This is a genomic window from Tsuneonella litorea, assembly GCF_025154015.1.
GTDB lineage: Bacteria > Pseudomonadota > Alphaproteobacteria > Sphingomonadales > Sphingomonadaceae > Tsuneonella > Tsuneonella litorea.
In genome coordinates, this window is sequence record NZ_JAOAMV010000004.1 from 78,022 (window position 1) to 100,066 (window position 22,045).

Consider the following 22,045-nt stretch of genomic DNA (forward strand, 5'->3'; position numbering starts at 1 on the left):
TCAGGCGTCGTCGTCCGCGTCCGGACCCGTCATCATCTCCTCGGCGACGGCGTCGGTCCGGCCGCGGATCGCGGCTTCCAACCTGTCGCAAACTTCGGGGTTTTCCTTGAGGTAGGTCTTGGCGTTCTCGCGCCCCTGGCCGATGCGGATCGAATCGTAGCTGAACCACGATCCCGACTTCTCGACGAGGCCGGCCTTGACGCCGAGATCGAGTATCTCGCCGATCTTCGAGATTCCCTCGCCGTACATGATGTCGAATTCGACCTGCTTGAACGGGGGAGCGACCTTGTTCTTGACGACCTTAACCCGCGTCGAGTTGCCGATGATCTCGTCGCGGTCCTTGATCTGGCCCGTGCGGCGGATGTCGAGCCGGACCGAGGCATAGAACTTGAGCGCGTTGCCGCCGGTCGTCGTCTCGGGATTGCCGTACATTACGCCGATCTTCATGCGCAGCTGGTTGATGAAGATCACCATGCACTTCGACCGGTTGATCGAGCCGGTGAGCTTGCGCAGCGACTGGCTCATCAGCCGGGCCTGGAGGCCAACGTGGCTGTCGCCCATCTCGCCCTCGATCTCGGCCCGGGGGACCAGCGCAGCGACCGAATCGACCACCAGCACGTCGATCGCGTTCGAGCGCACGAGGGTATCGGTGATCTCGAGCGCCTGCTCGCCGGTATCGGGCTGCGAAACGATCAGCTCGTCGATGTTGACGCCCAGCTTGCGGGCATAGACGGGGTCGAGCGCGTGTTCCGCGTCGACGAAGGCCGCAGTCCCGCCGTTCTTCTGCGCCTCGGCGATAACGTGAAGCGCCAGCGTGGTCTTGCCCGAGCTTTCGGGGCCGTAGACCTCGATCACGCGGCCCTTGGGCAGGCCGCCCACGCCCAGCGCGATGTCGAGTCCGAGGGAACCGGTCGAGATCGTCTCGACCTGCATGGCTTCCTTCTGCCCCAGCCGCATCGCCGAACCCTTGCCGAATGCACGGTCGATCTGGGCGAGTGCGGCGTCGAGCGCCTTTTGACGGTCCGTATCCAAGTTCTTGTCTTCCACCAGCTTGAGGTTCGAAGCCGCCATGACACACCCTTTCGCGTTTTGCCTAGACCCGCCGGCAATCCGGGGGTCACCTGTCACCCGAAGGACGATGTATCTGGTTTGTTCCGCAAGAACAAGTGGGGAACGAATTTTTTTGCGACCCGGGCCGAACCCTCATTCGTCGACGATCGTCCACGCCAGTTCGCGGCGGCCGTTGGCCGCAACGGTCGTCTCGTAAATCCGCGCGCCGTCCTTGATCCGCGTGCCCTTGAGGCCCGCCACCTTCGCCGCGGCGCCGCCGAGGGTCACGCGCAGCTTGACCGGTGACGGGTTCGCGTTGGTCACGACGAGCTTCATCGGCACCCGGTCGCCCGGCCTGCGCCGGTCGGCTTCGTCCGCCGTCGAACACGCCGCGAATACCTGCGCGCTTTCACCCACGGCGATCTCCACGTCCTGTCCCGCCGCGTAGTCGCGCAGGCGATCCTCGCCCACGAGCAGTTCGCCCGCGGGACCCGATTCGAACACGGTGACCCCCCCGGTCGGCAGCGCCGGACCCAAGCCGTGGTGCGTGTCGTTCACGGTCGCAAGCAATCTCCCGGCCGGCCGTGGATCGCCATCGCTGGCCTGCCACGGCGCACAATAGGTCGTGTGCCATAGCTGCGCATCGACCCGGTCCCTTTCGAGGAAAGCGATCTGCTTCTGGCTCTGGGCAGCGAGCGTCACCCGCTCGGGCACGCGGTAGAGCTTGAGGTCGCCGAGGTCCTCTTCCTTCGCGATCATCGCGGCCTTTGCCATCCGCGAGCCGGTGACCATGATCGGAAGCCCTCGCGTATCGGCGCCTTCCAGCATCACCGGCGCAGCCATTGGCGGAGGCGGCGGAGGCGGCGGAGGGTATGGTCCGCCGCCGTAATAGGGCACCGGCGATCCTGCCGCCGTGCTGCCGAGCGGATAGCAGAGGAGCTGCAGCGGCCGGCCTTTCGGCGGGTCGGCGAGTGCCGCGTAGTCGCTCGTCACCCGCAGCCTGCCCGCAACCGCCAGGAGCTCCGCCTCGGGAAAGCTCTGGCCATTGTCGTTGACGAGCGTCAGCCAGCTCGTCAGGCGCAACCTGGCGTCATCGGCCGAGCCGCCCCCGGCGAGGGTCGCGACGTAATGCGCCTGCCAGTCGAAACCCCATGACAGGTAGGTCAGCGTCACGGTGTAGGTGCCCCCTTGCGGGCTTGCGGTATCGATCGAATAGACCGGCTTCGCGGAGAGACCGGCGGGCACTTGGTCGAACGAAAGTTTCTCCGGCAGGCCCGAGCAGCGCACCGACTCGAACCCGCTGCCCGTCTGGAGCACGAGGCCGCCATCGGCGCGGCTGCGCACGATCGCCGATTCGCTCGTCTCGCGTCCGGTTGCGGGATCAGTCCGGGTAATCGTGACCCGGTTGCCAAGTGTCCCGTCGACGAGCGCGCCGGGGCTGAGCAGGTCGGCGTTGCGGTTCTTCTCGATCGTGCCGCCCGGAAGCCCGGTGACGATCGCGGTGACCGCGACCATGCCTTCCGACACGCCTTCGAAACGGATCGTCGATTCGCCCGCCGGCAGGGTGACCTGCCGGGTTTCGCTGATCATCGCGAAGCCGCGCGGCCAGTCGCGGCGCATCGCCTCGTCCGGGCCCCGGTTCGGGTCGCGGTAGACTGTGACCGACAGGTTCGACGGGGCCGCCGCATCGACCGGCTCGCGCGCCAGGCCCGGCGACGCGCACGTCAACAGCAGGTACAGGAGGGCGCGGCGCATCGCCTCGGCTCTCAGTACCGCGTTTCGTATGTGACCCGCACTTCGCGCCGGCCGTTGGCCGGGACGGTGACCAGGTACTTGCGGGTGTCGGCGTTGACCTGCTCGCCCTTAACGTCCTCGCTGGTGACGCGGTAGTCGCGGGTCCACCATCCCCGGTCGAGGCCGCCCTGGATCAGTTCGACCTCGACCGGCGCGGGCTTGGCATTGGTGAAGGTGTACCGCATCGTCGTGCGCCAGTACTCGACCGCGCGCTCCCGAGTGATCTCTTGCACGACATCGCCGTTCTTGATCACGCGATAGCGGGCCGAGGCGTCGTATTCGCCAGGCGTGATCTTCTCGCGGCTGACGACTTCGGCCTGGACGAACACGTCGAACGCGTCGCCGGTGGTGAGCGTCAGCCCGCTGCCCATCGGGGTGTGGCCGATGCGGCTCTCGCCGACGAACTGCGGCGTACCCTGCGCATCGCGCTGGTAGAAGCGCACCGTGCCCGCAGGCAGCGCGTCGCCCAGGCCCTGCTCGCGCGAGGTCGAAAAGGCGATCGCGCTCGCCACGTTCACCGGCTGGTCGTCGCTCGCCAGCCAGCCCACCGAACGCGCATAGACCTTCTTCGCCGGAACCCCCTGCACGTCGAGGAACCCGACCTGCTTTGTCTGCGCGTTGGCGATCGTGGTGCGCGCGGGGAGCGGATAGAGGTAGTAATCGCCCAGACGCTCGCGATCGGCTGTCTCGGTGCCGGGGACGAAGCTGCCGCGCGGCGGCGGAGGCGGGGACGAACGCCGGTAGGATCGACTGCCGCCGGAAGCAGACGGGCCTCCGGCGACCAGCACGGTTTCCGCTTCGCGGAACGTGGTGCCGGTCTGGTTGGTCAGCGTCACCCACCCCTGCATGTCGGTGGTGCCCCGGGCCTCGTCGTACAGCGCGACGTAGTCCGCCGACCAGCCGAGCCCGCCGGTCAGGTAGCGGATCGATGCCGGCCGCGCGCCGCCCCGATCGCTGTCAACGGTTACCGACAGGGTCGGTCGGGCGCGCAGGTTGGGAGGCACCTGGTCGAAGATCACGCGCACCGGCAGGCCGTCGTCGCGCAGGACCTCGATGCGGTCCCCGATCTTCACTACGACCCCTCCGGCGGTCGAAAGCACCGTTGCCCGTTCGCGCGTTTCGGCGCCCGTCGCAGGGTTTGTCCGGATCAGCGTCACGGTCTGGCCGATCGCCTTTTCCATCAGCTTTCCCGGAGTCAGCAAATCGAAGTCGAAGTTCTGTTCGACGATCCCCGCCCCTGCCGCATTGAAGCTCAGCGTTTCGGGGCGGATCCGGGCCGACACGTCGGGAAACTCGATCCGGCTCCTGCCCCTCGCGATGTCGAGCCGACGCACGTCCTGCACGAGGGCCAGATCGTTGTTGTAGATCGTCACGGCAAGGTCGCCCTGGGCGCTCGGCTCGGTCGGCGCGGTCTGTGCGAGCCCTGCTGTCGCAAGACCACTCGCCACAAGGGCAAGGCTGCGGATCCCCGTTCGCGTCATGAATTCTCCCCTCACGCTACGCTCGAAAGAGCGAATGCCTCAGCTTGATGTGGATATAATGTATCATGCATGAATGTCGGCGTCGGCGTTACGCGCTGTGGAGTGTGTCAAGCAACCGGCGCTGCACGTCGGTGACCGGAAGGCGACCGAACCGACCGACATTCACGCCCCTGCGGACCACCCGTGCCGGGTTTCCCGCGACAATGCAGTCCCCCGGAACCGCGCCGCTGACCCGCGCCCCGGCGGCAACGATCGTCCCGTCGCCGATCCGCGTGCCGGGAAGGACCACAGCGTTTCCCCCGATGAAACACCCTCGCCAATCACGATCGGGTCGATCCCGCCACCCATCCGGCGCGCATCGATCAGTGCCAGTGGCGCGACCGATGTCTGCGAGCCGATCGTGACCGCTCCGCGGCGGGCCGCGACGACGGTCGCGCTCAACGAAATCTCGACGTCATCGGCGACGCGTACCCCCTTAACTTTCGACAAATACCAGATTCGGGGTCGGGCAATTAACCTGCGCAGCCACGCGAAACTGTTGAGCGACCGCTTGCTTCTCGCCATCGGAGGACACCTGACATTGAACGAGGTGTTGTCGGATAATCAGCCCGCGTTGGCAACCTGCCCGCCTCCTGCGCGGTCTCGGGGCGAGCGGCCGCGCCGGTCCGCTCTCCAGTTCCTCCAGTATCTTGTTCGCCGGTTCGGGTGGGGTTCGGCGATCGCGAAATCGGCGTGGATCGATTCGACCGCGCACATCGACCGCACCTATCCGCAAGGCGTGGTGATCGAGGACGACGTCTGGATCGGCCCCCATGTCCTGCTGCTGACGCACGACATGGCGCGGGGCATCTATCTGACGACCCGTGTCGGGGCGCGATCGGTGATCGGGGCGCGATCGGTGATCATGCCTGGCGTGACGATCGGCGCCGACTGCACGATCGAACCCGGTTCGGTGGTGGCCCGCGACGTTCCCGACGGACACGCGGGGCGCGGCAATCCCGTTCGGATCACCCCCCGCTAGCGCGCCGATCCCAGAATCGCGCCGACCTTATCGGAAATCTGCTTCACGCTGAACGGCTTGGGGATGAAGTGCATGTCGGCGATGTCGATGTCGTTGCGCAGCTGTTCCTCTGCGTAGCCCGACATGAACAGCACCGGCAGCGCCGGCCTCGCCTTGCGGATGGCACGCGCCATCGCCGGCCCGTCCATGCCCGGCATGACCACGTCCGATACCACGATATCGAACGCGCCCCCATTGGCGACCGCGGCCAGCCCTTCCTCTCCGTCCGCGCAGGCCGTGACCGTGTAGCCTGCCCGCACGAGCGCCCGTTCGGCTACCGCGCGGACCATGTCCTCGTCTTCGACCAGCAGGACTTGCCCTCCGCCCGACCACTCCGCCGCCGGGGCGGCCTCGACAGCCTTGGGGGTGCCCGGCATTTCGCCCCGATAGACCGGCAGGTAGACGCTGAACCGGGCCCCCGCCTTCGCCCCGGCGGTATCGGGGATGTTGTCGGCAAAGATGAACCCGCCCGACTGCTTGACGATGCCATAGACGGTCGAAAGGCCGAGACCCGTGCCGCCGAGCGCCATGCCCTGCACGCCGCGTCCCTGCTGCTTGGTGGTGAAAAAGGGTTCGAAGATCTTGGTCAGGTGCTCGGGCGGGATGCCGCCGCCCGAATCCTGCACCACGAGAACGGTGTAATCGCCCTCGGGGATGATCTCGCTGCCCATCTTGCGCACGTCGCGGGCGGTGACGCGGCGGGTGGCGATCGAGAGCTTCCCCGATCCGTCGCCGCGCGACTGCATGGCGTCGCGCGCGTTGACCGCCAGGTTGACGATCACCTGTTCGAGCTGCTGCGGGTCGGCCCGCACCGGGCCGAGCTCGCGGTCGTGATGGACCTTGAGCTCGATCTTCTCGCCGAGCAGCCGACGCAGGAGCTGGCTGACCTCGCTGACAACGTCGGGTAGCTGAAGCACCTCGGGCCGCAGCGTCTGCTGGCGGCTGAAGGCGAGCAGCTGCCGGGTCAACGCCGCCGCCCGGTTTGAATTGGCGCGGATCTGCTGGATGTCGTCGTAATCGCTGTCGCCCGGCGTATGGCGAAGCAGCATGAGGTCGCAGGTACCGATGATCGCGGTCAGCACGTTGTTGAAATCGTGCGCGACGCCGCCGGCAAGCTGGCCGACCGCCTGCATCTTGGTCGCCTGGGCGACCTGCCGCTTGAGCCGCGTTTCCTCGGTCGAATCGACGAGGCTGAGCAGCACCGCCGCCTCGCCCAGCCCGCGGACACCGGCGATGCCCAGGCTCACCGGATCGTCGGGCTGGCCGCGCAGCCGGACCGCCATGTCGGTCGCGCTCGCCGGACCCTTGCCAAAGCGGCGGACCGCGTCGGCAACGGGCCCCTTGTCCTCGCGCACGACGAGGTCCGAGGGAAATTGCGGCAGGGGCTTGTCCTCGATCCCCGCGGCGCGGCGGAACGGCCGGTTGGCAAACAGCAGGCGGCCGTCGCGGTCGGTCATCGCGAGGCCCAGCGGCAGCGCGCCGAGAAGTGCCTCGAGTTGCGGGGTCGCCGCCGATCCGGTCTGCTCGCCGCTGCCGCCCAGGCCCACGCCGGCATCGACCAGCAGCATGAGGCTGGGCCCTGCGTCCGCATCCGGCGCGCGGTCCGCCGCCGCTTCGCCCAATGGGACGTGGATCAGGGTCTGCGGGCTGCCGCGCCGCCCCTCGCGGGCGAAGAAAATCCGGTCCCGCTCGTCGGCGCGCAGCAGCGACGCAAAGTCCTGCCCGGCAAGAGTGGCCGCGGCATCTCCCGCCGCGCGGGTCGAAAAACCGGCCGCGGCCGAACGGACAATGCCGTCGGCACCCACAAGCGCGGCTTCGACCCCGCTGCGCGACAGCAGGCGTCCGAGCGGCCCGCCGAGCGCACGCGCGAGATCGGCGACGAAGTCCTCTTCCGCCTGCCCCTCGAAGCGCCAGACGAGGTAGTCCTCGCCCCGTCCCGCCCGCTCGGCACGCACCGCCCAGCGGCGGGTCCCGTCGGCGCTCTCGATACCTTCGGCCGCGCCCGCCCCGTCGCGCCAGGCCTCGCGCGCGGTCCGGGCGAGCGCCTCGAGCGCCGGCCGGTCGAGTGGAAGGTTGGGCGGCGCGTTGCCGGCTCCGAACCAGTCGGAATAGGCGCCGTTCGCGCAGACCAGGCGGTTGGCACGGTCGACGATCGCCACGGCAACGCCGGGTCGCTCGATCGCGGCGACCGTCACCGACCAGTCGGGCGGCGCAAGGTCTTCGGACCCGGCCGGAGGACGCATCCGGGCAAACGCAAGGCCCGCGCCGAGGAACACGGCGATGCCGCCGAGGAATGCGGTCGCGGTCAGCCCTTCTCCGCTGGCGAGCCAGATCGCTGCAGTGCTCAGCGCGATCGCGGCCGCGAGGATGCCGTAAAGCCGGATCGGCTGGGTCGCCCCCTCGATCACGGCTTCATCTCGCGCCGGCGGGTGCGCTCTTCGGCCATGCGCCTCAGTCGGGCCTGGCGCCGGTTGGCGACCACGAAGCGCCAGACAAAGCCCGACAGCAGGTAACCGACCGCCGCGCTCACGACCGACAGCACGATGAACCCGAACGCGGTCACCCCTGCGGTCTGCAGGAACCAGCCGAACTGCTCCCACCGCCCGCTCGCCAGTTCGTCGTTGGCGGCGTGGACGGTGGCGGCATCGATCTTGAGGGTGAAGGACCCGACCTTGTTGGCGACATAGAGCCAGAACGGGAGCGTGAAGGGATTGGTCACGAAAGTGACCAGCGCCGCCAGCGGAACGTTCGCCCGTGCCGGCAAGGCGAGAAACGCAGCGAGGAATATCTGCCCGACCGGCACGATGAACCCCGCGAACAGCCCGAGCGCGACACCCCGCGGCACCGAACGGCGCGTGAAACGCCACAGCTCGGGGCTCAGGAAGCGATGGGCAATCGGCGCAAGGTACTTGTTCTTCGCCATCCCCTCGCGTGTAGGCATATTGCGCCGGGCCCAGCGGTTGAACGGGTTAGACATGGGGGTGCAGATACACCTTTCGACTTGGGTTTGAAGGGGCGCCTCAGCCGCGCTCGCGCAAAAGGCGCGCCTTGTCGCGCTTCCAGTCGCGGTCCTTGATCGTCGCGCGCTTGTCCTGCGCCTGCTTGCCCTTGGCGAGCGCCAGTTCGACCTTCGCGCGGCCCCGGCTGTTGAAATAGATCGACAACGGCACGAGCGTCATCCCCTTGCGCTCGACCGCGCCGGTCATCTTGTCGATCTCGCGCTCGTGCAGGAGAAGCTTGCGCGGCCGTTTGGGTTCGTGATTGTTGCGGTTGCCGTGGCTGAACTCGGGAATGTTCGAATTGACCAGCCACACCTCGCCGCCGCGCACCTCGGCATAGCTTTCGGCTATCGTCGCCTCGCCCGCCCGCAGGCTCTTCACCTCGGTACCGGTGAGCATCAGCCCCGCTTCGAACTTGTCCTCGATGAAGTAATCGAACCGCGCGCGGCGGTTCTCGGCGACGGTCTTCTTCTTGTCGAAGGTCTCGGGTTTTGGACGGGCCATGGGATGGGGCAGATGGCGCTCGCGGGACGCAAACGCAAGCGGGCCTTGCGCGCCTTGACAAGGGCTTGCGACGAGTGGCCGAAAAGCCGGCCCGCGACCTTGGCAACATCGAACCGGACAGGCCTCAAGCGGCCGGCCGGGTGAAATGGACGCCGATCAGACGAGCCCGGCGTGTTTCAGCGCCTCGTCGACCGCCTTCTTCGCCGCGTCGCTGCACTCGACCAGCGGAAGGCGCACGGCCGGGCTGATGTCGGGAAACAGCCGGCTGAGCGCGTACTTGACGGGCGCCGGGCTCGCATCCTCGAACATCGCGTAGTGCAGCGGGTAGAGCCGGTCGTTGAGCTCGCGGGCACGGGCGAGATCGTTCGCGGCGCAGGCGGCCTGGAATTCCGCGCACAGCGCCGGGGCGACGTTGGCGGTGACCGATATGCAGCCGACCGCCCCCGCGGCGTTGGCCGGCAGGGCCAGCTCGTCGTCGCCCGACAGCTGGCAGAAATGCTTGCCGATCCCCATCCGGTGGTCGGTCACGCGCGACAGGTCGCCGCTGGCGTCCTTGATCGCGACGATCTTGTCGGGGAACTTCTTGGCGAGCTCGCAGACGGTTTCGGGCTCGATGTCGGTCACCGTCCGGCCGGGCACGTTGTACAGCACGATCGGCAGGTCGCAGTGCTCGGCCAGGTAGCTGAAGTGCGCGATCAAACCCTTCTGCTTGGGGCGGTTGTAATAGGGCGCCACGCACAGCGCGGCCGCCGCCCCGGCCTTCTTGGAAAAGTTCATGTGCAAGAGCGCGTTCATCGTGTCGTTGCTGCCGCATCCGGCGATCACCGGCACCCGCCCGGCGGCCTGCTCGATGCAGACTTCGATCACGCGATGATGCTCGGCGTTCGACAGCGTCGAGGCTTCGCCGGTGGTGCCGCAGGGGACCAGCGCCTTCGACCCTTGCTCGATCTGCCAGTCGACCAGGCGCCGGAACGCGGCTTCGTCGAACGACCCATCGCGAAAAGGAGTCACCAGAGCGGGAATCGAGCCCGAGAACATTGTCGCTTCGCCTTCGTTAGTCTCATAAGCGCCGCAAGGGGGTGGCCTTTGCGTGCCCGTTGGCCGCATGGGATACCATGCATTCATCGCGTGATAAGGAGCCGGTAGGCAGAATGTCCAGCATGGTCGACAACAAGCTGAATTTGCTGCGCTTTACTGCACTCGCGACGCTCGCTTTCGCGGGGTCCCCGCTCGCCGCCCAATCGCAATCGGATACCGGCCGCGCGATGATGGTCGCGTCGCAGCCGGGCCAGGCCGCAGTTGCCGTCACTCGCTGGAAGCAGCTCACCGCGAACGACCGCCTCGGATTTGCCGACTATGCCGGGTTCGCACTCGCCTATCCGACCTATCCAAGGATGGCGATCATCCAGGCAAATGCGGAAAAGGCGCTCGAACGCGACGCGCCGGGACCGGACCAGGTGGTCGCCTTCTTCGACCGGTTTCCGCCGCAGACCAATCCCGCCCGCGCCCGCTACGCGCTGGCCCTCTCCTCGCTCGGCCGGCCGGAGGCGCGCGAGCAGGCGCGGCTCGCCTGGCAGGGCGGCCGCATGAGCAGTCCGGCCGAAGCCTATCTGGTCAGCATGTTCGGGTCGCAGTTTTCCGCCGCCGACCACGAGGAGCGGATGCGTGCGCTTCTGTGGCAGGGCGAAACCGAGGCCGCGGCGCGCCAGATGGATCTCGTGCCGCTGTCGAGCCGCGAGAAATTCATGTCTCACCTGGCGCTGGCCCAGGGCAGCCTGCCGCAGGCCATCGGCCTGTCGGTTCCCGCCGACCTGATGAGCGACCCCGGCTACGTCTACAGCCTGGCGCGATATTACCGGAAGAACGGCCAGGCTGACCGGGCCCAGCAACTCCTCGCCACGCGGGCTTCTTTTTCGCGCCCCCCCCACGACGCGGAGGACATGGTCACCGAGATGCTCGTCCAGGCGCGCGGTGCGAGCGCCAACACCGCCGCGGCGATCGCGAGCAAGGTCGACGACCTGTTCGAGCCGGGCACCGACATCTCGCGGCTGAGCTACAAGCTGCGCGACGACTATACCTCGCTCATGTGGCTGGGCGGCACGAAGGCGCTGTGGTCCATGGGCGACGGCAACCTCGCGGCGCCGCTCTTCTTCCGCTACGGCAATGCCGCGCAGACGCCGCAGACGCGGTCGAAAGGCTTCTACTGGGCGGGCAACGCGATGGCGCGCGCCGGAAACCAGGCAGAGGCGAGCCGCTATTTCGAAATGGCGGCCAGGTATCCGGAATATTTCTACGGCCAGCTCGCGCTTGAGCGGCTCGGCCGGCCGCTGCCCGAATTCCGCCAGGTCGCGCTCAGTACGCCCACCTCGCAGGATGTCGCCCGCTTCAACGCCTCCCCGCTCGCCCAGGCCATTCGCGCGATTGCCCGGGGCGAGATGGACTGGCGAACCGAACGCTATTTCTTCACCGCGCTGGCCGACAACGCGAAGGACGCGGGCGATTTCCAGCTCGCGGCCAATCTCGCGCGGGAACTTGGTCTCGACGAGCTTGCGGTGGTGATCGGGCGGACCGCCCCCGAAAAGGGCATCGACGGATTCACGGGGGTCGGCTTCCCGGTGATCGCGACGCCCCCGGGCGCTGACTACACCATGGTCCACGCGATCGCCCGCCAGGAAAGCGAATTCGACATCGATCGCATCAGCCATGCGGGCGCGCGCGGCCTCATGCAGCTCATGCCGGGGACCGCCAACGAGCAGGCGGGCAAGATGGGCATGACCTACATGAGCGCCAGCCTGATGAGCGACCCGCAGTACAACATCCGCCTCGGCGACGGGTATTTTTCGCGAATGATGGACTATTACGGCGGCAGCTATCCGCTCGCGGTCGCGGCCTACAACGCGGGTCCGGGGAACGTGAACAAGTGGCTGCGCGCAAACGGCGATCCGCGGCTTGGGGGGATCGACTGGCTGCGCTGGATCGAGGAAATCCCGATCTTCGAGACGAAGAACTACGTCCAGCGCGTACTCGAGAACGCGGTCGTCTACGAGGCGATGCATCCCGAACGCATCCGTTTCGGCGCGCAGCCCAAGGGCGTGAGCCAGTTCATCGGCAAGCGCACTCCGGGCTAGGCCGGCGGACGTGGGGGCTGACAATCCGATCACGCCCGCGGGCCTCAGTGCCCTCAAGGCGCGCTATGACCACCTGCTCGGCACCGAGCGGCCGGCGATCGTCGAGATCGTCAGCTGGGCCGCGGGCAATGGCGACCGCAGCGAGAACGGTGATTACCTCTACGGCCGCAAGCGGATGCGCGAGATCGACCGCGAGCTCGCTCACCTAGCCCGGCGGATGAAGGCCGCCCGCGTCGTGGTGCCGGCGGACCAGCCCGACAAGGACCGCGCGTTTTTCGGCGCGACGGTCACCCTCGCCGACGAGGATGACGTGCATAGGACGGTGACGCTGGTGGGCGACGACGAGCAGGACGCTGGCGCTGGCCGGATCGGGTGGTCATCGCCAATGGCCCGCGCGCTGCGCGGCGCCAGCGTCGGCGACCTGCGAACCGTTCGTCTGCCCGGCGGCGAGAAGGCGTGGGAGGTCGTCGGGATCGCTTATGACTAGGTTGGCGGGCCTCGCGCTGGTCCTGCTCGCGGTGCCGGCAGGTGCGAAGGACGATCTCGGCGTCTTCGAGGACTGGGGCGCGTTCCGCGATCCCGGCGCGGGCCGCTGCTATGCCATCGCCATCCCGCAACAGGACCGGGCGGTGCGCGATTATGCCCCCTATGCAAGCGTCGGAACCTGGCCCCGGCGGGGTGTGCGCGGGCAAGTTCACATCCGCCTGTCGCGCAAGCTGGCGGCCAGCCCCGCCATTTCTCTGACGCTGGGCGGCCAGCGATTTCGCCTGACCGGCGGCGGCGGTGACGCGTGGGCGCCCGACAAGGGGACCGATGCCGCAATCGTCGCCGCGATGCGCTCGGCCGGGTCGATGGCCGTGTCGGCCACGGACACGCGCGGGCGGCGCTTTACCGATCGCTACTCCTTGAGCGGCGCGGCCACCGCGCTCGATGCCGCCTCGGTTGGCTGCGCCCGCGTTCGCCCCTGACACGAGAAAAGGGCGGAGCACGAGGCCCCGCCCTTCGTTTTTGCGGCGTCCCGGGGTCGATCAGAACCGGAGGCCGGCGGTCGCCACCACCTGGTGGCGATCGGTGTCGAGGTTGAAGCGGCTGCCGTCGGGCGTGGTGCCTTCGAAATCGACCTCGCCCTTCGAGTACTTCGAATAGCGGTATTCGGCGCCGATGTAGGCATTGCGCCCCACCGCGAACTCCGCGCCGGCCCCGGCACGCCAGCCATCGGTGTCGAGCTTGCCGTCAAGCGTGGTCGTCCCATCGGTTCCGGTCAGCGAATACCGCTGGTTGGTATAGCCGCCCTTCAGGTAGACCATCGTGCTCGGGCTGGTGACGTAGCCGATACGGCCGCCGACGTAGATGTCGCGGTCGGCCTTGACGTTGCCGAGGTTGAAGACCGTCGGGTTGTCGTTGTTGTAGTCGGTCCCCGCGCTGCTGCCCGAATAGCTCGCCTCTGCACCCAGGCGCAGGTTGTCGCCCGCGGCGAAGTCGTAACCGACGAGGCCACCGTAGGTCACGCCGTCGACCGACTGCTTGAGGTCGCGCGTGTTGTCGACGTCCTCGGTGCTGCCCGAGCGGATGTGGTCGTACCCCACTTCGGCTCCGACGCGGACGCCGGTGAACGGTGCGTCGCCGGCCGACTGGGCCATGGCCGGGGTGGCCAGCGCCGCAATCGAGGCGGCAACGAGCGATGCGATCTTGGTATTCATCAGTAGTACTCCGTTTTCGTCACAGGCAACCGGCGGACCGGCTGCCATGGACCCGCTCAACGGGCGCGACCGGGTCCGGTTTCATGAACCTCAGACAACCGGAAAGTGTTGCATAGAGGCAACAATATTGCGCGATGAAATGCCTCGTCCGCCGGTCGAAACACCGGAACACGGCAGGGCGATGGGTGTTCTCCGGCACCGGCAAGCGCAGGAAGGTCCGTTTGCCGCCGGCAGACACCTTCTTGTCGATGGGCTTTGCCAGGTCGGGCGGCTCACCCTATATGCGCCACGCCATGGCCGATACCGCCCTCATGTCGATCCCCGGACCCGTCGATCCGGTCCCCGTCGCGCGCGACGTCACTCCGCGTGCGGACGGGCGCGTCGATCTGATGGGCCTCTCGCGTTCGCGCATCACCGAACTGTTCGCGCAAGCCGGGCTCGACGCGAAGGCCGCCAAGCTGCGCGCCAAGCAGGTATTCCACTGGCTCTACCATCGCGGCGTGACTGACTTCGACGCGATGACCGACATCGCCAAGACCATGCGCCCCTGGCTCGCCGAGCGGTTCGTCATCGGCCGTCCGGACGTGGTCGAGGCGCAGCATTCGACCGATGGCACGCGCAAGTGGCTGCTGCGCACCGCCGACGGCCATGACTTCGAGATGGTCTTCATCCCCGACGCCGACCGCGGCACGCTGTGTGTCTCGAGCCAGGTCGGCTGCACGCTGAACTGCCGCTTCTGTCACACGGGAACCATGAAGCTCGTCCGCAACCTGACCCCGGGCGAAATCGTCGGCCAGGTCATGCTCGCGCGCGACGCTCTTGGCGAATGGCCCAAGGGCAGCATGGCGGGCCTCGACGAGGCCGAGGACGCCGGGCATTATTCGTCCGACGGGCGTCTGCTGACCAATATCGTGATGATGGGCATGGGCGAGCCGCTCTACAATTTCGACAATGTGCGCGACGCGCTCAAGCTCGTGATGGACGGCGACGGTCTCGCCCTGTCAAAGCGGCGGATCACCTTGTCGACCAGCGGCGTCGTGCCGATGATGGAACGCTGCGGCGAAGAGATCGGGGTCAACCTCGCGGTTTCGCTCCACGCGGTGACTAAGGACGTGCGCGACGAGATCGTGCCCCTCAACAAGAAGTACGGCATCGACGAGCTGTTGTCTGCCTGCGCCGCCTATCCCGGCGCGAGCAACGCGCGGCGGATCACGTTCGAATACGTGATGCTGAAGGACAAGAACGACAGCGACGAGGACGCGCGCGAACTGGTGCGCCTGATCAAGCAGTACAAGCTGCCGGCCAAGGTCAACCTGATTCCGTTCAATCCCTGGCCTGGCGCGCCGTACGAGTGCTCGACCCCCGAACGGGTCAGGCGATTCAGCGAAATCGTGTTCGAGCACGGAATCAGTGCCCCGGTGCGCACCCCGCGCGGACGCGACATCGACGCCGCGTGCGGCCAGCTCAAGACCGCGGCCGAGAAGAAGAGCCGCGCCCAGCTGGATCGCGAGGCGAGCGACCGCGAGTCGGCCGCAGCGGCTACCCGCTAGGAAGCGAAAACCGGCAACGCGGCGCCCGCCGACACCGTTTCGCAGCGCCCGCCGATCCACACCGCCCCATCGGAATGGCGTTCCCACTCGATCCGCCCGTCGGCCCCGGTCATCCGCCCTTGCGCGGCCACGGTCGGGCCTTCGGCCAACCCGCTCTGGTACAGGTGCATCGCGACGCCTGCGTTGAAGCTGCCGGTAACCGGGTCTTCGCGCAGCCGGCCGTGCTGGTCGGCAAAGAACGCGCGCAGTTCCCAGTCGATGCCCGAGCCGGGCGAGCCCGGAGCGGCCAGCCCGATGTCGGTCCCCGCCGGCGCCTCCGGCACGGGCCTGGCAGCCAGGACCTGCTCGGCGCTCTCGAGCCGCAACAAGCGCCATTGCGGTCCGTTGGCGACGTGGACGGCCTCGATGACCGTGCCCAAGTCCACACCCGCCAGCCGCGCGCACTCGGCCCGTTCATCCGCATCGAGCGGACCCGACCGCGTAAAGGGCGGCGCCCGGAAGGCAAGCGTGTCGCCATTTCCGCGGACGTCGACCAGTCCGACCCCGCATTCCTGCACGCAGACTCCTTCCCGGCGCGGTGCTCCGCCGGCGCGCAGCCAGGCGTGACAGGTGCCCAGCGTCGGATGCCCCGCGAAGGGCAGTTCGCCTGCGGGGTAGAAGATGCGGACGCGGTAGTCGGCGGCCGGATCGGTGGGACGAAGAAGGAAGGTCGTCTCGGAAAATCCGAGCCATTGGGTCAGCCGCAGCATCTGCGCATCGTCGAGACCGTCGGCACCGTGGACGACCGCAAGCGGGTTGCCGCTAAGCGGACCGGCTCCGAACACGTCTACCAGATCACATCGCACGGGCATCCCCCCTTTGGTGCTCAATAGCCGGCAGGCATGGCCGAGCGGCAAGCGGTTTTCGCTCCAGCGAGCCGCAACCTGCCGGATCCGGCGCGCGGTTCGTCGCGAATTGCGCGCGTGGACCGGCCGTTCATCGGGCGTTCGCCTGCCGTCGCGCACATCGCGGCGACAGGTTACTTCGGGAAGGAAATAACGATGAAAAAGACATTCCTCGCCATTGCCGCCGCCGGGCTCGCGCTTCCCGCTGCCCCGGCCCTCGCCGATCCGCCGCCATGGGCACCGGCCCACGGACATCGCGCCAAGCACTCGGATTACCAGCCGCGCTATTACACGAGCGGCAACGGCATCCGCTACTGGCAGGGCGACGATGGGCGCTATTACTGCAAGCGATCCAACGGCACGACCGGCCTCATCGTCGGCGCCGCCGCCGGGGCCCTCGTGGGCCGGGCGATCGATACCCGTGGCGAGCGGGCGACGGGCACGATCCTGGGCGCCGCGGCGGGCGCGCTGCTTGGCCGCCGGATCGAACAGGGCGAGGTGCGTTGCCGCTAGGCCGCGATCCGCGCTGAACAGCGAAGCGGGGCACTGTCCAGAGCGGACGGTGCCCCTCTTTCGTGGGGGAAGCGATCGTGACGGGCCAACGGCTCGTCGATAAAATCTCTCGACCCGCCGCGCGTTACGGTGGGCACAAGGCCGTTCATCTGAGGTTGTGGACCCGAACCCGGCGTCAATCGTCGAACAGGCGATATGCTTGCAGAGGGAAAGGAAAACCCAATGAACAAGTTTCTTCTCGCCGTCGCCGCGACCAGCATGGCTGTCCCCGCCGCACCGACGCTGGCGCACAACACCGGATACAGCCATCGCCACTACACGAGCGACAACGGCGTCCAGTACTGGCAGGGCCGCGACGGTCGCTATTACTGCAAGAAGTCCAACGGCACCGTCGGCCTGGTGGTCGGCGCTGCTGCCGGGGCGCTGGTCGGCCGCGCGATCGACACCCGCGGCGAACGCGCGACGGGCACCATCCTTGGCGCTGCTGCCGGTGCGCTGCTAGGCCGCGAGGTTCAGCGCCGTACGGTGAAGTGCCGGTAAGCTTCGCTCCCTGAAGCCTGAGGCGCGCCGCTCCCGCCGGGCGGCGCGCCTTTTGCTTTCCCATCCCCGTGCGCCTGTGCTTTGATGCACGGCATGGAGGCACCCCAACGACCAGCGGTTCTCGTCACCGGCGGCGCCAAGCGGATCGGCGCTGCCATCGCCCGGGCCTTTGGCAAGGCGGGGTGGCACGTCGTCATTCACTATGGGCGGTCCGCCGCCGAGGCCGAGGCGCTGGCAGCTGAACTGCCAAGCGCGATCGCGATCCATTGCAACCTGTCGGATGCCGACGCGGCGAAGGACATGGTCGAACGGCTCGCTGCATATCTTCCCGACTGGCGCGTGCTGATCAATTCGGCCTCGATCTTCGTGCCCGACGACGACGGCGACATCGACATGGAGAACTTCCGCAAGACCTTGCGGGTCAATGCGGGCAGCCCGGCACGCATGGCGCAGGCCTTCCTGACCCACGCGCGTTCGAAGGGAGGCAAGCGGGTCGTCCACGTCACCGATCAGAAGATCGCCAACCCGAACCCGGACTTCTTCACCTACACGATGAGCAAGCACGCGCTCGCCGCGACCGTGCCGATGCTGGCGATGTCCGCCGCCGGCCCGGAGGACAGGGTCTATGCGCTCGCACCCGGCGCCATCCTGCCAAGCCATGACCAGACTGCCGAAGAAACCGAGGTCAGCCATCGGCTTAACCTGCTGGAGCGCCGCACCGGGGCAGGCGAAATCGCCGACGCCTGCCTGTTCCTGGCGGAAGGCTGGCTTGCCAACGGCGAGACGCTTTATGTCGACAGCGGACAGCACCTGCTCGCCCAGCCGCGCGACGTGATCTACCTCGCCCGCGAGATGGCCGGGTGAAGCGCCACGCGCTCTCGACCAGGCTGTGGCACTGGCTCAACGTGCTGTGCGTCGTCATCCTGTTCATGTCCGGCCTCAACATCTCGAACGCGCACCCGCGGCTCTACTGGGGGGACTGGGGCTTTGCCGCCGGGAGCGAATGGCTGGCAGTGCCGCGCTTTCCGGGCTGGATGACGATCCCCGGCCATTACAGCCTCGCCGGCGCGCGCGAATGGCACGTCCTGGTGGCCTGGCCCTTTGCGCTGGGGCTGCTGTTCATATGGGCCGCGATGCTCGCCAACCGGCACTTTGCGCAGGACATCGCGACAACCCGCGCGGAGTGGCGCTGGAGCGCGATCCGCGCCGACGTTGCAAAGCACCTGCGGCTCGACTTCGAGCACGCCGGGTCGAAGTTCAATTTTCTGCAGAAGCTCGCCTACGGCATTGTCCTTGGCGTGCTCCTGCCCGGCATGATCCTGACCGGCATGGGCATCAGCCCCGGGATGGAGCCGTTGCTGTCGCCCGTGATCGACCTGGTCGGGGGACGCCAGTCGATGCGCTCGCTGCACTTCATCCTGGCATGGGCGATCTTTGCCTTCCTCGTCCTGCACGTCGCGCTCGTTCTCCTGTCGCATCCGCTGCGGCAGATGCGGGACATGATCACGGGAGGCAGCGATGCGCCGTAGGGGATTCATGGCCGGGACGGCCGCGCTGCTGGCCGGCGCCTGTTCGAAGATTTCGGACACGCCGACCGCGCAATCGCTGTTTCGCGCGTCAGAAGGTTGGCACCGCGGCGCGCAGCGGCTGCTCGGGGGCGGCGGGCTCGTCAAGGAATACCCGCGTTCCGACATTTCACCGTTCTTTCGCGGCAACGGATCGACCGCGATCGACACCCCGGAATACGCGGCCGCCCAGGCGGCGGGCTTCGTCGACTGGCGGCTCGAGATCGGCGGCCTCGTCGCGCACCCGCTCGTGCTCAGCCTCGACAATATCCGCAAGCTTCCCCAGCGCACGCAGGTCACCCGTCACGACTGCGTAGAGGGATGGAGCGCGATCGGCGAATGGACCGGGCCGCAGCTTTCGACGATCCTCGAGGGCGCGCAACTCTTCCCGGATGCGCGATACATCGTCTTCCGCTGCGCCGACACGCTAGGCGGTGCTCGCTACTACGAGAGCATCGACCTCGATGACGCCTTTCACCCCCAGACGATCATTGCACACATGCTCAACGGCGCGCCGCTGCCGGTACGCAACGGTGCCCCGCTCCGCCTCAGGGTTGAGCGCCAGCTCGGATACAAGCACGCAAAATACCTGACCGGAATCGAAGCGGTTGCCAGCCTTGAGGGCATCGAGGGCGGCAAGGGCGGATACTGGGAGGACCGCGCGGGTTACCATTGGTACGCAGGCATCTAGGCTAGGGACGCAAACGAGTATGTGGCTGCTGGATACATTCCTGAAGCGGGGAATTCGCGACGGCCGGCTGGTCGTCACCGATCATGACGGCAAGGTGTTCGAGTACGGGTCCGGCCCCGGCGATCCGATCCGGATTCGGCTGACGGACGCCCGTGCGGCGAACCACATCGCGCGCTATCCCCAGCTCGGCGCGGGCGAGGCATTCATGCGGGGCTGGCTGGTAGTCGAAGACCCCCACGACATCCGCGACCTCCTGCTTTTCGTGACGGCGAATACCAAGTCCGATGGCGACGCGGCCATCCAGGCCCGGGGCGCGCTTCGCAGGACCGCCGACAAGCTTCTTGCGATGGCCGACAGCGTGAACCTGCGCGGCAAGGCGGCGAGGAACGCCGCGCACACCTACAACCTCACCCGCCGCCTCTACGAGCTGTTTCTCGACGAGGACCGCCAGTACACGATGGCCTACTACCGCGGCGATCCGGAGGCGACCTCGCTCGAGCAGGCCCAACTCGACAAGAAGGCGCACCTCGCCGCCAAGTTGTACCTCAAGCCCGGCATGAAGGTGCTCGACATCGGCTGCGGCTGGGGCGGGTTCGCGCTCTACTTGCACCGGCATTACGGCTGCGAGGTGCTCGGGGTGGCGCTGGCCGAGGACCAGATCGCCTTCTGCCGCGAGCGCGCCGCGGCTGAAGGAGTCGCCGACAAGGTCAGGTTCGAACTGATGGATTACCGCGACGTGACGGGAGAGTTCGACCGGATCAGCTCGGTCGGGCTGCTCGAACACGTGGGCACGCCGCATTACCCGCAATTCTACGAGCATACCGCCCGGCTGCTCAAACCCGACGGAGTCATGCTCAGCCACTGCTGCGGCCGCGCGGGGCCACCGGGGCGCACCGATGCGTTCACCCGCAAGTATATCTTCCCGGGCGGATATATCCCGGCGCTCAGCGAGCTCGTGACCCAGAGCGAAAAGGCCGGCTGGCAGGTGATGGACGTGGAAGCGATGCGCTTCCACTACAGCCACACCCTCGAGGAATGGTACAACCGCACGGTTCTGCACCGGGACGAGATCGTCGCGCTCTACGACGAGCAGTTCTACCGGATGTGGCTGTTCTACCTCGCGGGGGCAGAGCAGGCATTCCGCAACGGCAGCCTGGTCAACTGGCAGTTGATCTACGTGAAGGACCGCACCGCGATCCCCATGACCCGCGAGTTCATCGAGCTGGAGAGCGCACGCCTGCGCAATGCCGAGACCGCGCCTGCATGGCACCTCGATCCCGCGTTTCGCGAAGCGGCCGAATAGCGCCCAGCATGGCGATGATCGATCGCGTCCTCGGTGCGATGGTCAAGAGGGGCGTTCTCGAAATCGAGCACGCCGATGGCCGACGAGTCCGGCTCGGCGAGCCGGCAGACGGCTATCCCGAAGTTGGCGTCCGGTTCGCCGATGGGCGCGTCGCGCGTGACCTGCTGCTCGACCCGCGGCTCGGCGCGGCGGAAGCGTTCATGGACGGTCGCTTGCTGATCGAGCGCGGCGACGTGATGGACCTCGTTGCACTGCTGCGGAAGAACAACCGCTGGGACCACGGCAAGGCCATCGCTGCGCCCACCCTACGGCGCCGTGTCGGCAACTGGCTGAGCGCCGGGTTCGAGGCGGTCAACCGGCAATCGAGTGCAAAGGCGAACGTCGCCCACCACTACGATATCGGCAACGACCTCTACGAGCGAATGCTCGACAGCGAGTACATGCAGTACTCCTGCGCCTACTGGCCTCGCGACGACATGTCGCTCGAGCAGGCGCAGGAGGCCAAGCTCGCGCACATCGCCGCCAAGCTTGCGCTTGCTCCGGGGCAACGGGTGCTCGACATCGGCTGCGGCTGGGGCGGCATGGCCATCTACCTCGCCCGGCACGCCCGGGTCACCGTGACCGGCATCACGCTGAGCGAGGAACAGGCCGCCCTCGCCCGCCAGCGTGTCGCTGCCGCCGGCGTGGCCGATCGGGTGCGCATCGAGCTGATCGATTACCGCGACATGGCCGCGCGCGGCGACATGTTCGACCGGATCGTCTCCGTCGGGATGTTCGAGCACGTCGGCGTCCCGCAGTTCGAGACCTTCTTTCGCGCGTGTGCCCGGCTTCTGGACCCCGATGGCGTGATGCTGCTCCATACGATCGGCCGCTTCGGCAAGCCCGGCAAGACCGACGCCTTCACCCGCAAGTACATCTTCCCCGGCGGGTACATTCCCGCGATGAGCGAGACACTAGCGGCGAGCGAAAAAGTGCGCTTGATGCCCTCGGACATCGAAATCCTGCGGCTGCACTACGCGCGGACACTGAGGGAGTGGTATGCACGCTGCGTTGCTCACAAGGACTACATCGAGGAGGCCTATGGTCCCCGCTTTTTCCGGATGTGGACGTTCTATCTCGCCGGTGCGACCGCTTCGTTCGAAAGCGGCGGGATGTGCAATTTCCAGATCCAGTACATCCGCCGGCGCGAGACGCTGCCGATCACCAGGGGCTACATCGCCGACGCGGAAGCGGCGCTGCCCGGCGGATCGTGAACGCGAACCGCCCCGCGGCCTTCGCGAATG

22 protein-coding genes are annotated in these 22,045 nt (G+C 67.4%); 12 read left to right on the forward strand and 10 right to left on the reverse strand.

All coding sequences use genetic code 11. The features are described 5' to 3' along the window. The 4 genes from recA to N0B51_RS14870 form a co-directional block, all read right to left on the reverse strand. Positions 1-1,071: a recombinase RecA gene (gene recA, locus N0B51_RS08705; protein WP_259961931.1), complete on the reverse strand. Its 1,071-nt coding sequence runs from the start codon at positions 1,069-1,071 to the stop codon at positions 1-3. A gap of 132 nt (positions 1,072-1,203) precedes the next feature. After that, positions 1,204-2,805, reverse strand: a complete 1,602-nt coding sequence (locus tag N0B51_RS08710; protein ID WP_259961932.1) for a DUF4139 domain-containing protein — start codon at positions 2,803-2,805, stop codon at positions 1,204-1,206. Positions 2,806-2,816: 11 nt separating this feature from the next. After that, on the reverse strand, positions 2,817-4,325 hold the full coding sequence (locus N0B51_RS08715) for a DUF4139 domain-containing protein (RefSeq protein WP_259961933.1): 1,509 nt from the start codon (positions 4,323-4,325) through the stop codon (positions 2,817-2,819). Positions 4,326-4,413: 88 nt separating this feature from the next. Next, positions 4,414-4,710, reverse strand: coding sequence for an acyltransferase (locus tag N0B51_RS14870; protein ID WP_375545953.1), 297 nt, complete (start codon positions 4,708-4,710; stop codon positions 4,414-4,416). A gap of 153 nt (positions 4,711-4,863) precedes the next feature. Between N0B51_RS14870 and N0B51_RS08720 the strand changes: the two genes are divergently transcribed. Further along, positions 4,864-5,346, forward strand: a complete 483-nt coding sequence (locus N0B51_RS08720; protein ID WP_259961934.1) for an acyltransferase — start codon at positions 4,864-4,866, stop codon at positions 5,344-5,346. Here N0B51_RS08720 and N0B51_RS08725 read toward each other — a convergent pair. From N0B51_RS08725 to dapA, 4 genes are all read right to left on the reverse strand, one after another. Beyond that, complete coding sequence (locus N0B51_RS08725; protein WP_259961935.1) at positions 5,343-7,793, reverse strand: hybrid sensor histidine kinase/response regulator; 2,451 nt, start codon at positions 7,791-7,793, stop codon at positions 5,343-5,345. The two genes, N0B51_RS08720 and N0B51_RS08725, sit on opposite strands and share 4 nt — an antisense overlap. Next, positions 7,790-8,362 (reverse strand): DUF2062 domain-containing protein, encoded by a 573-nt coding sequence (locus N0B51_RS08730; protein ID WP_259961936.1) that lies wholly within the window; start codon positions 8,360-8,362, stop codon positions 7,790-7,792. Before N0B51_RS08730 ends, N0B51_RS08725 begins: the two co-directional genes overlap by 4 nt. A 43-nt stretch (positions 8,363-8,405) precedes the next feature. Beyond that, complete coding sequence (gene smpB / locus N0B51_RS08735) at positions 8,406-8,888, reverse strand: SsrA-binding protein SmpB (RefSeq protein ID WP_259961937.1); 483 nt, start codon at positions 8,886-8,888, stop codon at positions 8,406-8,408. 156 nt (positions 8,889-9,044) lie between these two features. Beyond that, positions 9,045-9,926 (reverse strand): 4-hydroxy-tetrahydrodipicolinate synthase, encoded by an 882-nt coding sequence (dapA, locus tag N0B51_RS08740; RefSeq protein ID WP_259961938.1) that lies wholly within the window; start codon positions 9,924-9,926, stop codon positions 9,045-9,047. 113 nt (positions 9,927-10,039) lie between these two features. Here dapA and N0B51_RS08745 point away from each other — a divergent pair, with 113 nt between their 5' ends. From N0B51_RS08745 to N0B51_RS08755, 3 genes are read left to right on the forward strand one after another with little or no spacing between them, the layout of a single operon-like run. After that, positions 10,040-12,016, forward strand: coding sequence for a lytic transglycosylase domain-containing protein (locus N0B51_RS08745; protein WP_259961939.1), 1,977 nt, complete (start codon positions 10,040-10,042; stop codon positions 12,014-12,016). A gap of 10 nt (positions 12,017-12,026) precedes the next feature. Continuing rightward, positions 12,027-12,503 (forward strand): GreA/GreB family elongation factor, encoded by a 477-nt coding sequence (locus tag N0B51_RS08750; RefSeq protein ID WP_259961940.1) that lies wholly within the window; start codon positions 12,027-12,029, stop codon positions 12,501-12,503. Then, positions 12,496-12,984 carry an invasion associated locus B family protein gene (locus N0B51_RS08755; protein WP_259961941.1) on the forward strand — a complete coding sequence of 163 codons (489 nt, stop codon included), beginning with the start codon at positions 12,496-12,498 and terminating at the stop codon, positions 12,982-12,984. The genes N0B51_RS08750 and N0B51_RS08755 overlap by 8 nt, the downstream gene beginning before the upstream one ends. Before the next feature lie 60 nt (positions 12,985-13,044). Here the strand turns inward: N0B51_RS08755 and N0B51_RS08760 are convergent, their stop codons facing one another. Then, positions 13,045-13,716, reverse strand: coding sequence for an outer membrane protein (locus N0B51_RS08760; RefSeq protein WP_259961942.1), 672 nt, complete (start codon positions 13,714-13,716; stop codon positions 13,045-13,047). Positions 13,717-14,009: 293 nt separating this feature from the next. Between N0B51_RS08760 and rlmN the strand changes: the two genes are divergently transcribed. Continuing rightward, positions 14,010-15,266, forward strand: coding sequence for a dual-specificity RNA methyltransferase RlmN (rlmN, locus tag N0B51_RS08765; protein WP_259961943.1), 1,257 nt, complete (start codon positions 14,010-14,012; stop codon positions 15,264-15,266). Here rlmN and N0B51_RS08770 read toward each other — a convergent pair. Continuing rightward, entirely contained in the window at positions 15,263-16,117 is an 855-nt protein-coding gene (locus N0B51_RS08770) for a PhzF family protein (RefSeq protein WP_375545945.1), read from the reverse strand. The two genes, rlmN and N0B51_RS08770, sit on opposite strands and share 4 nt — an antisense overlap. 189 nt (positions 16,118-16,306) lie before the next feature. Here N0B51_RS08770 and N0B51_RS08775 point away from each other — a divergent pair, with 189 nt between their 5' ends. From N0B51_RS08775 to N0B51_RS08805, 7 genes are all read left to right on the forward strand, one after another. Continuing rightward, a complete protein-coding gene (locus tag N0B51_RS08775; RefSeq protein ID WP_259961945.1) occupies positions 16,307-16,663 on the forward strand; it encodes a glycine zipper 2TM domain-containing protein in 357 nt (118 codons plus the stop codon). Positions 16,664-16,885: 222 nt separating this feature from the next. After that, positions 16,886-17,203, forward strand: a complete 318-nt coding sequence (locus N0B51_RS08780) for a glycine zipper 2TM domain-containing protein (protein ID WP_259961946.1) — start codon at positions 16,886-16,888, stop codon at positions 17,201-17,203. A 93-nt stretch (positions 17,204-17,296) separates the two neighbouring features. After that, positions 17,297-18,067 carry an SDR family oxidoreductase gene (locus N0B51_RS08785; RefSeq protein WP_259961947.1) on the forward strand — a complete coding sequence of 257 codons (771 nt, stop codon included), beginning with the start codon at positions 17,297-17,299 and terminating at the stop codon, positions 18,065-18,067. After that, the gene (locus tag N0B51_RS08790; RefSeq protein ID WP_259961948.1) at positions 18,064-18,732 is read left to right on the forward strand and encodes a cytochrome b/b6 domain-containing protein; all 669 of its coding nucleotides are present in this window, start codon (positions 18,064-18,066) and stop codon (positions 18,730-18,732) included. The genes N0B51_RS08785 and N0B51_RS08790 overlap by 4 nt, the downstream gene beginning before the upstream one ends. Before the next feature lie 7 nt (positions 18,733-18,739). Then, entirely contained in the window at positions 18,740-19,459 is a 720-nt protein-coding gene (locus tag N0B51_RS08795) for a molybdopterin-dependent oxidoreductase (RefSeq protein ID WP_259961949.1), read from the forward strand. 19 nt (positions 19,460-19,478) lie between these two features. Next, on the forward strand, positions 19,479-20,762 hold the full coding sequence (locus tag N0B51_RS08800; protein ID WP_259961950.1) for an SAM-dependent methyltransferase: 1,284 nt from the start codon (positions 19,479-19,481) through the stop codon (positions 20,760-20,762). 8 nt (positions 20,763-20,770) lie between these two features. After that, a complete protein-coding gene (locus N0B51_RS08805; RefSeq protein ID WP_259961951.1) occupies positions 20,771-22,015 on the forward strand; it encodes an SAM-dependent methyltransferase in 1,245 nt (414 codons plus the stop codon). Positions 22,016-22,045 lie beyond the last annotated feature (30 nt).

What these genes read in the sequence shown, in the direction of transcription:
- smpB (WP_259961937.1), bottom strand. Translation starts at nt 8,888, where the DNA reads ATGGCCCGTCCAAAACCCGAGACCTTCGACAAGAAGAAGACCGTCGCC.
- N0B51_RS08795 (WP_259961949.1), top strand. Translation starts at nt 18,740, where the DNA reads ATGGCCGGGACGGCCGCGCTGCTGGCCGGCGCCTGTTCGAAGATTTCG.
- recA (WP_259961931.1), bottom strand. Translation starts at nt 1,071, where the DNA reads ATGGCGGCTTCGAACCTCAAGCTGGTGGAAGACAAGAACTTGGATACG.
- N0B51_RS08755 (WP_259961941.1), top strand. Translation starts at nt 12,496, where the DNA reads ATGACTAGGTTGGCGGGCCTCGCGCTGGTCCTGCTCGCGGTGCCGGCA.
- N0B51_RS08800 (WP_259961950.1), top strand. Translation starts at nt 19,479, where the DNA reads ATGTGGCTGCTGGATACATTCCTGAAGCGGGGAATTCGCGACGGCCGG.
- N0B51_RS08785 (WP_259961947.1), top strand. Translation starts at nt 17,297, where the DNA reads ATGGAGGCACCCCAACGACCAGCGGTTCTCGTCACCGGCGGCGCCAAG.
- dapA (WP_259961938.1), bottom strand. Translation starts at nt 9,926, where the DNA reads ATGTTCTCGGGCTCGATTCCCGCTCTGGTGACTCCTTTTCGCGATGGG.
- N0B51_RS08780 (WP_259961946.1), top strand. Translation starts at nt 16,886, where the DNA reads ATGAACAAGTTTCTTCTCGCCGTCGCCGCGACCAGCATGGCTGTCCCC.
- rlmN (WP_259961943.1), top strand. Translation starts at nt 14,010, where the DNA reads ATGGCCGATACCGCCCTCATGTCGATCCCCGGACCCGTCGATCCGGTC.
- N0B51_RS08775 (WP_259961945.1), top strand. Translation starts at nt 16,307, where the DNA reads ATGAAAAAGACATTCCTCGCCATTGCCGCCGCCGGGCTCGCGCTTCCC.
- N0B51_RS08745 (WP_259961939.1), top strand. Translation starts at nt 10,040, where the DNA reads ATGTCCAGCATGGTCGACAACAAGCTGAATTTGCTGCGCTTTACTGCA.
- N0B51_RS08770 (WP_375545945.1), bottom strand. Translation starts at nt 16,117, where the DNA reads ATGCCCGTGCGATGTGATCTGGTAGACGTGTTCGGAGCCGGTCCGCTT.
- N0B51_RS08760 (WP_259961942.1), bottom strand. Translation starts at nt 13,716, where the DNA reads ATGAATACCAAGATCGCATCGCTCGTTGCCGCCTCGATTGCGGCGCTG.
- N0B51_RS08730 (WP_259961936.1), bottom strand. Translation starts at nt 8,362, where the DNA reads ATGTCTAACCCGTTCAACCGCTGGGCCCGGCGCAATATGCCTACACGC.
- N0B51_RS08715 (WP_259961933.1), bottom strand. Translation starts at nt 4,325, where the DNA reads ATGACGCGAACGGGGATCCGCAGCCTTGCCCTTGTGGCGAGTGGTCTT.
- N0B51_RS08805 (WP_259961951.1), top strand. Translation starts at nt 20,771, where the DNA reads ATGGCGATGATCGATCGCGTCCTCGGTGCGATGGTCAAGAGGGGCGTT.
- N0B51_RS08710 (WP_259961932.1), bottom strand. Translation starts at nt 2,805, where the DNA reads ATGCGCCGCGCCCTCCTGTACCTGCTGTTGACGTGCGCGTCGCCGGGC.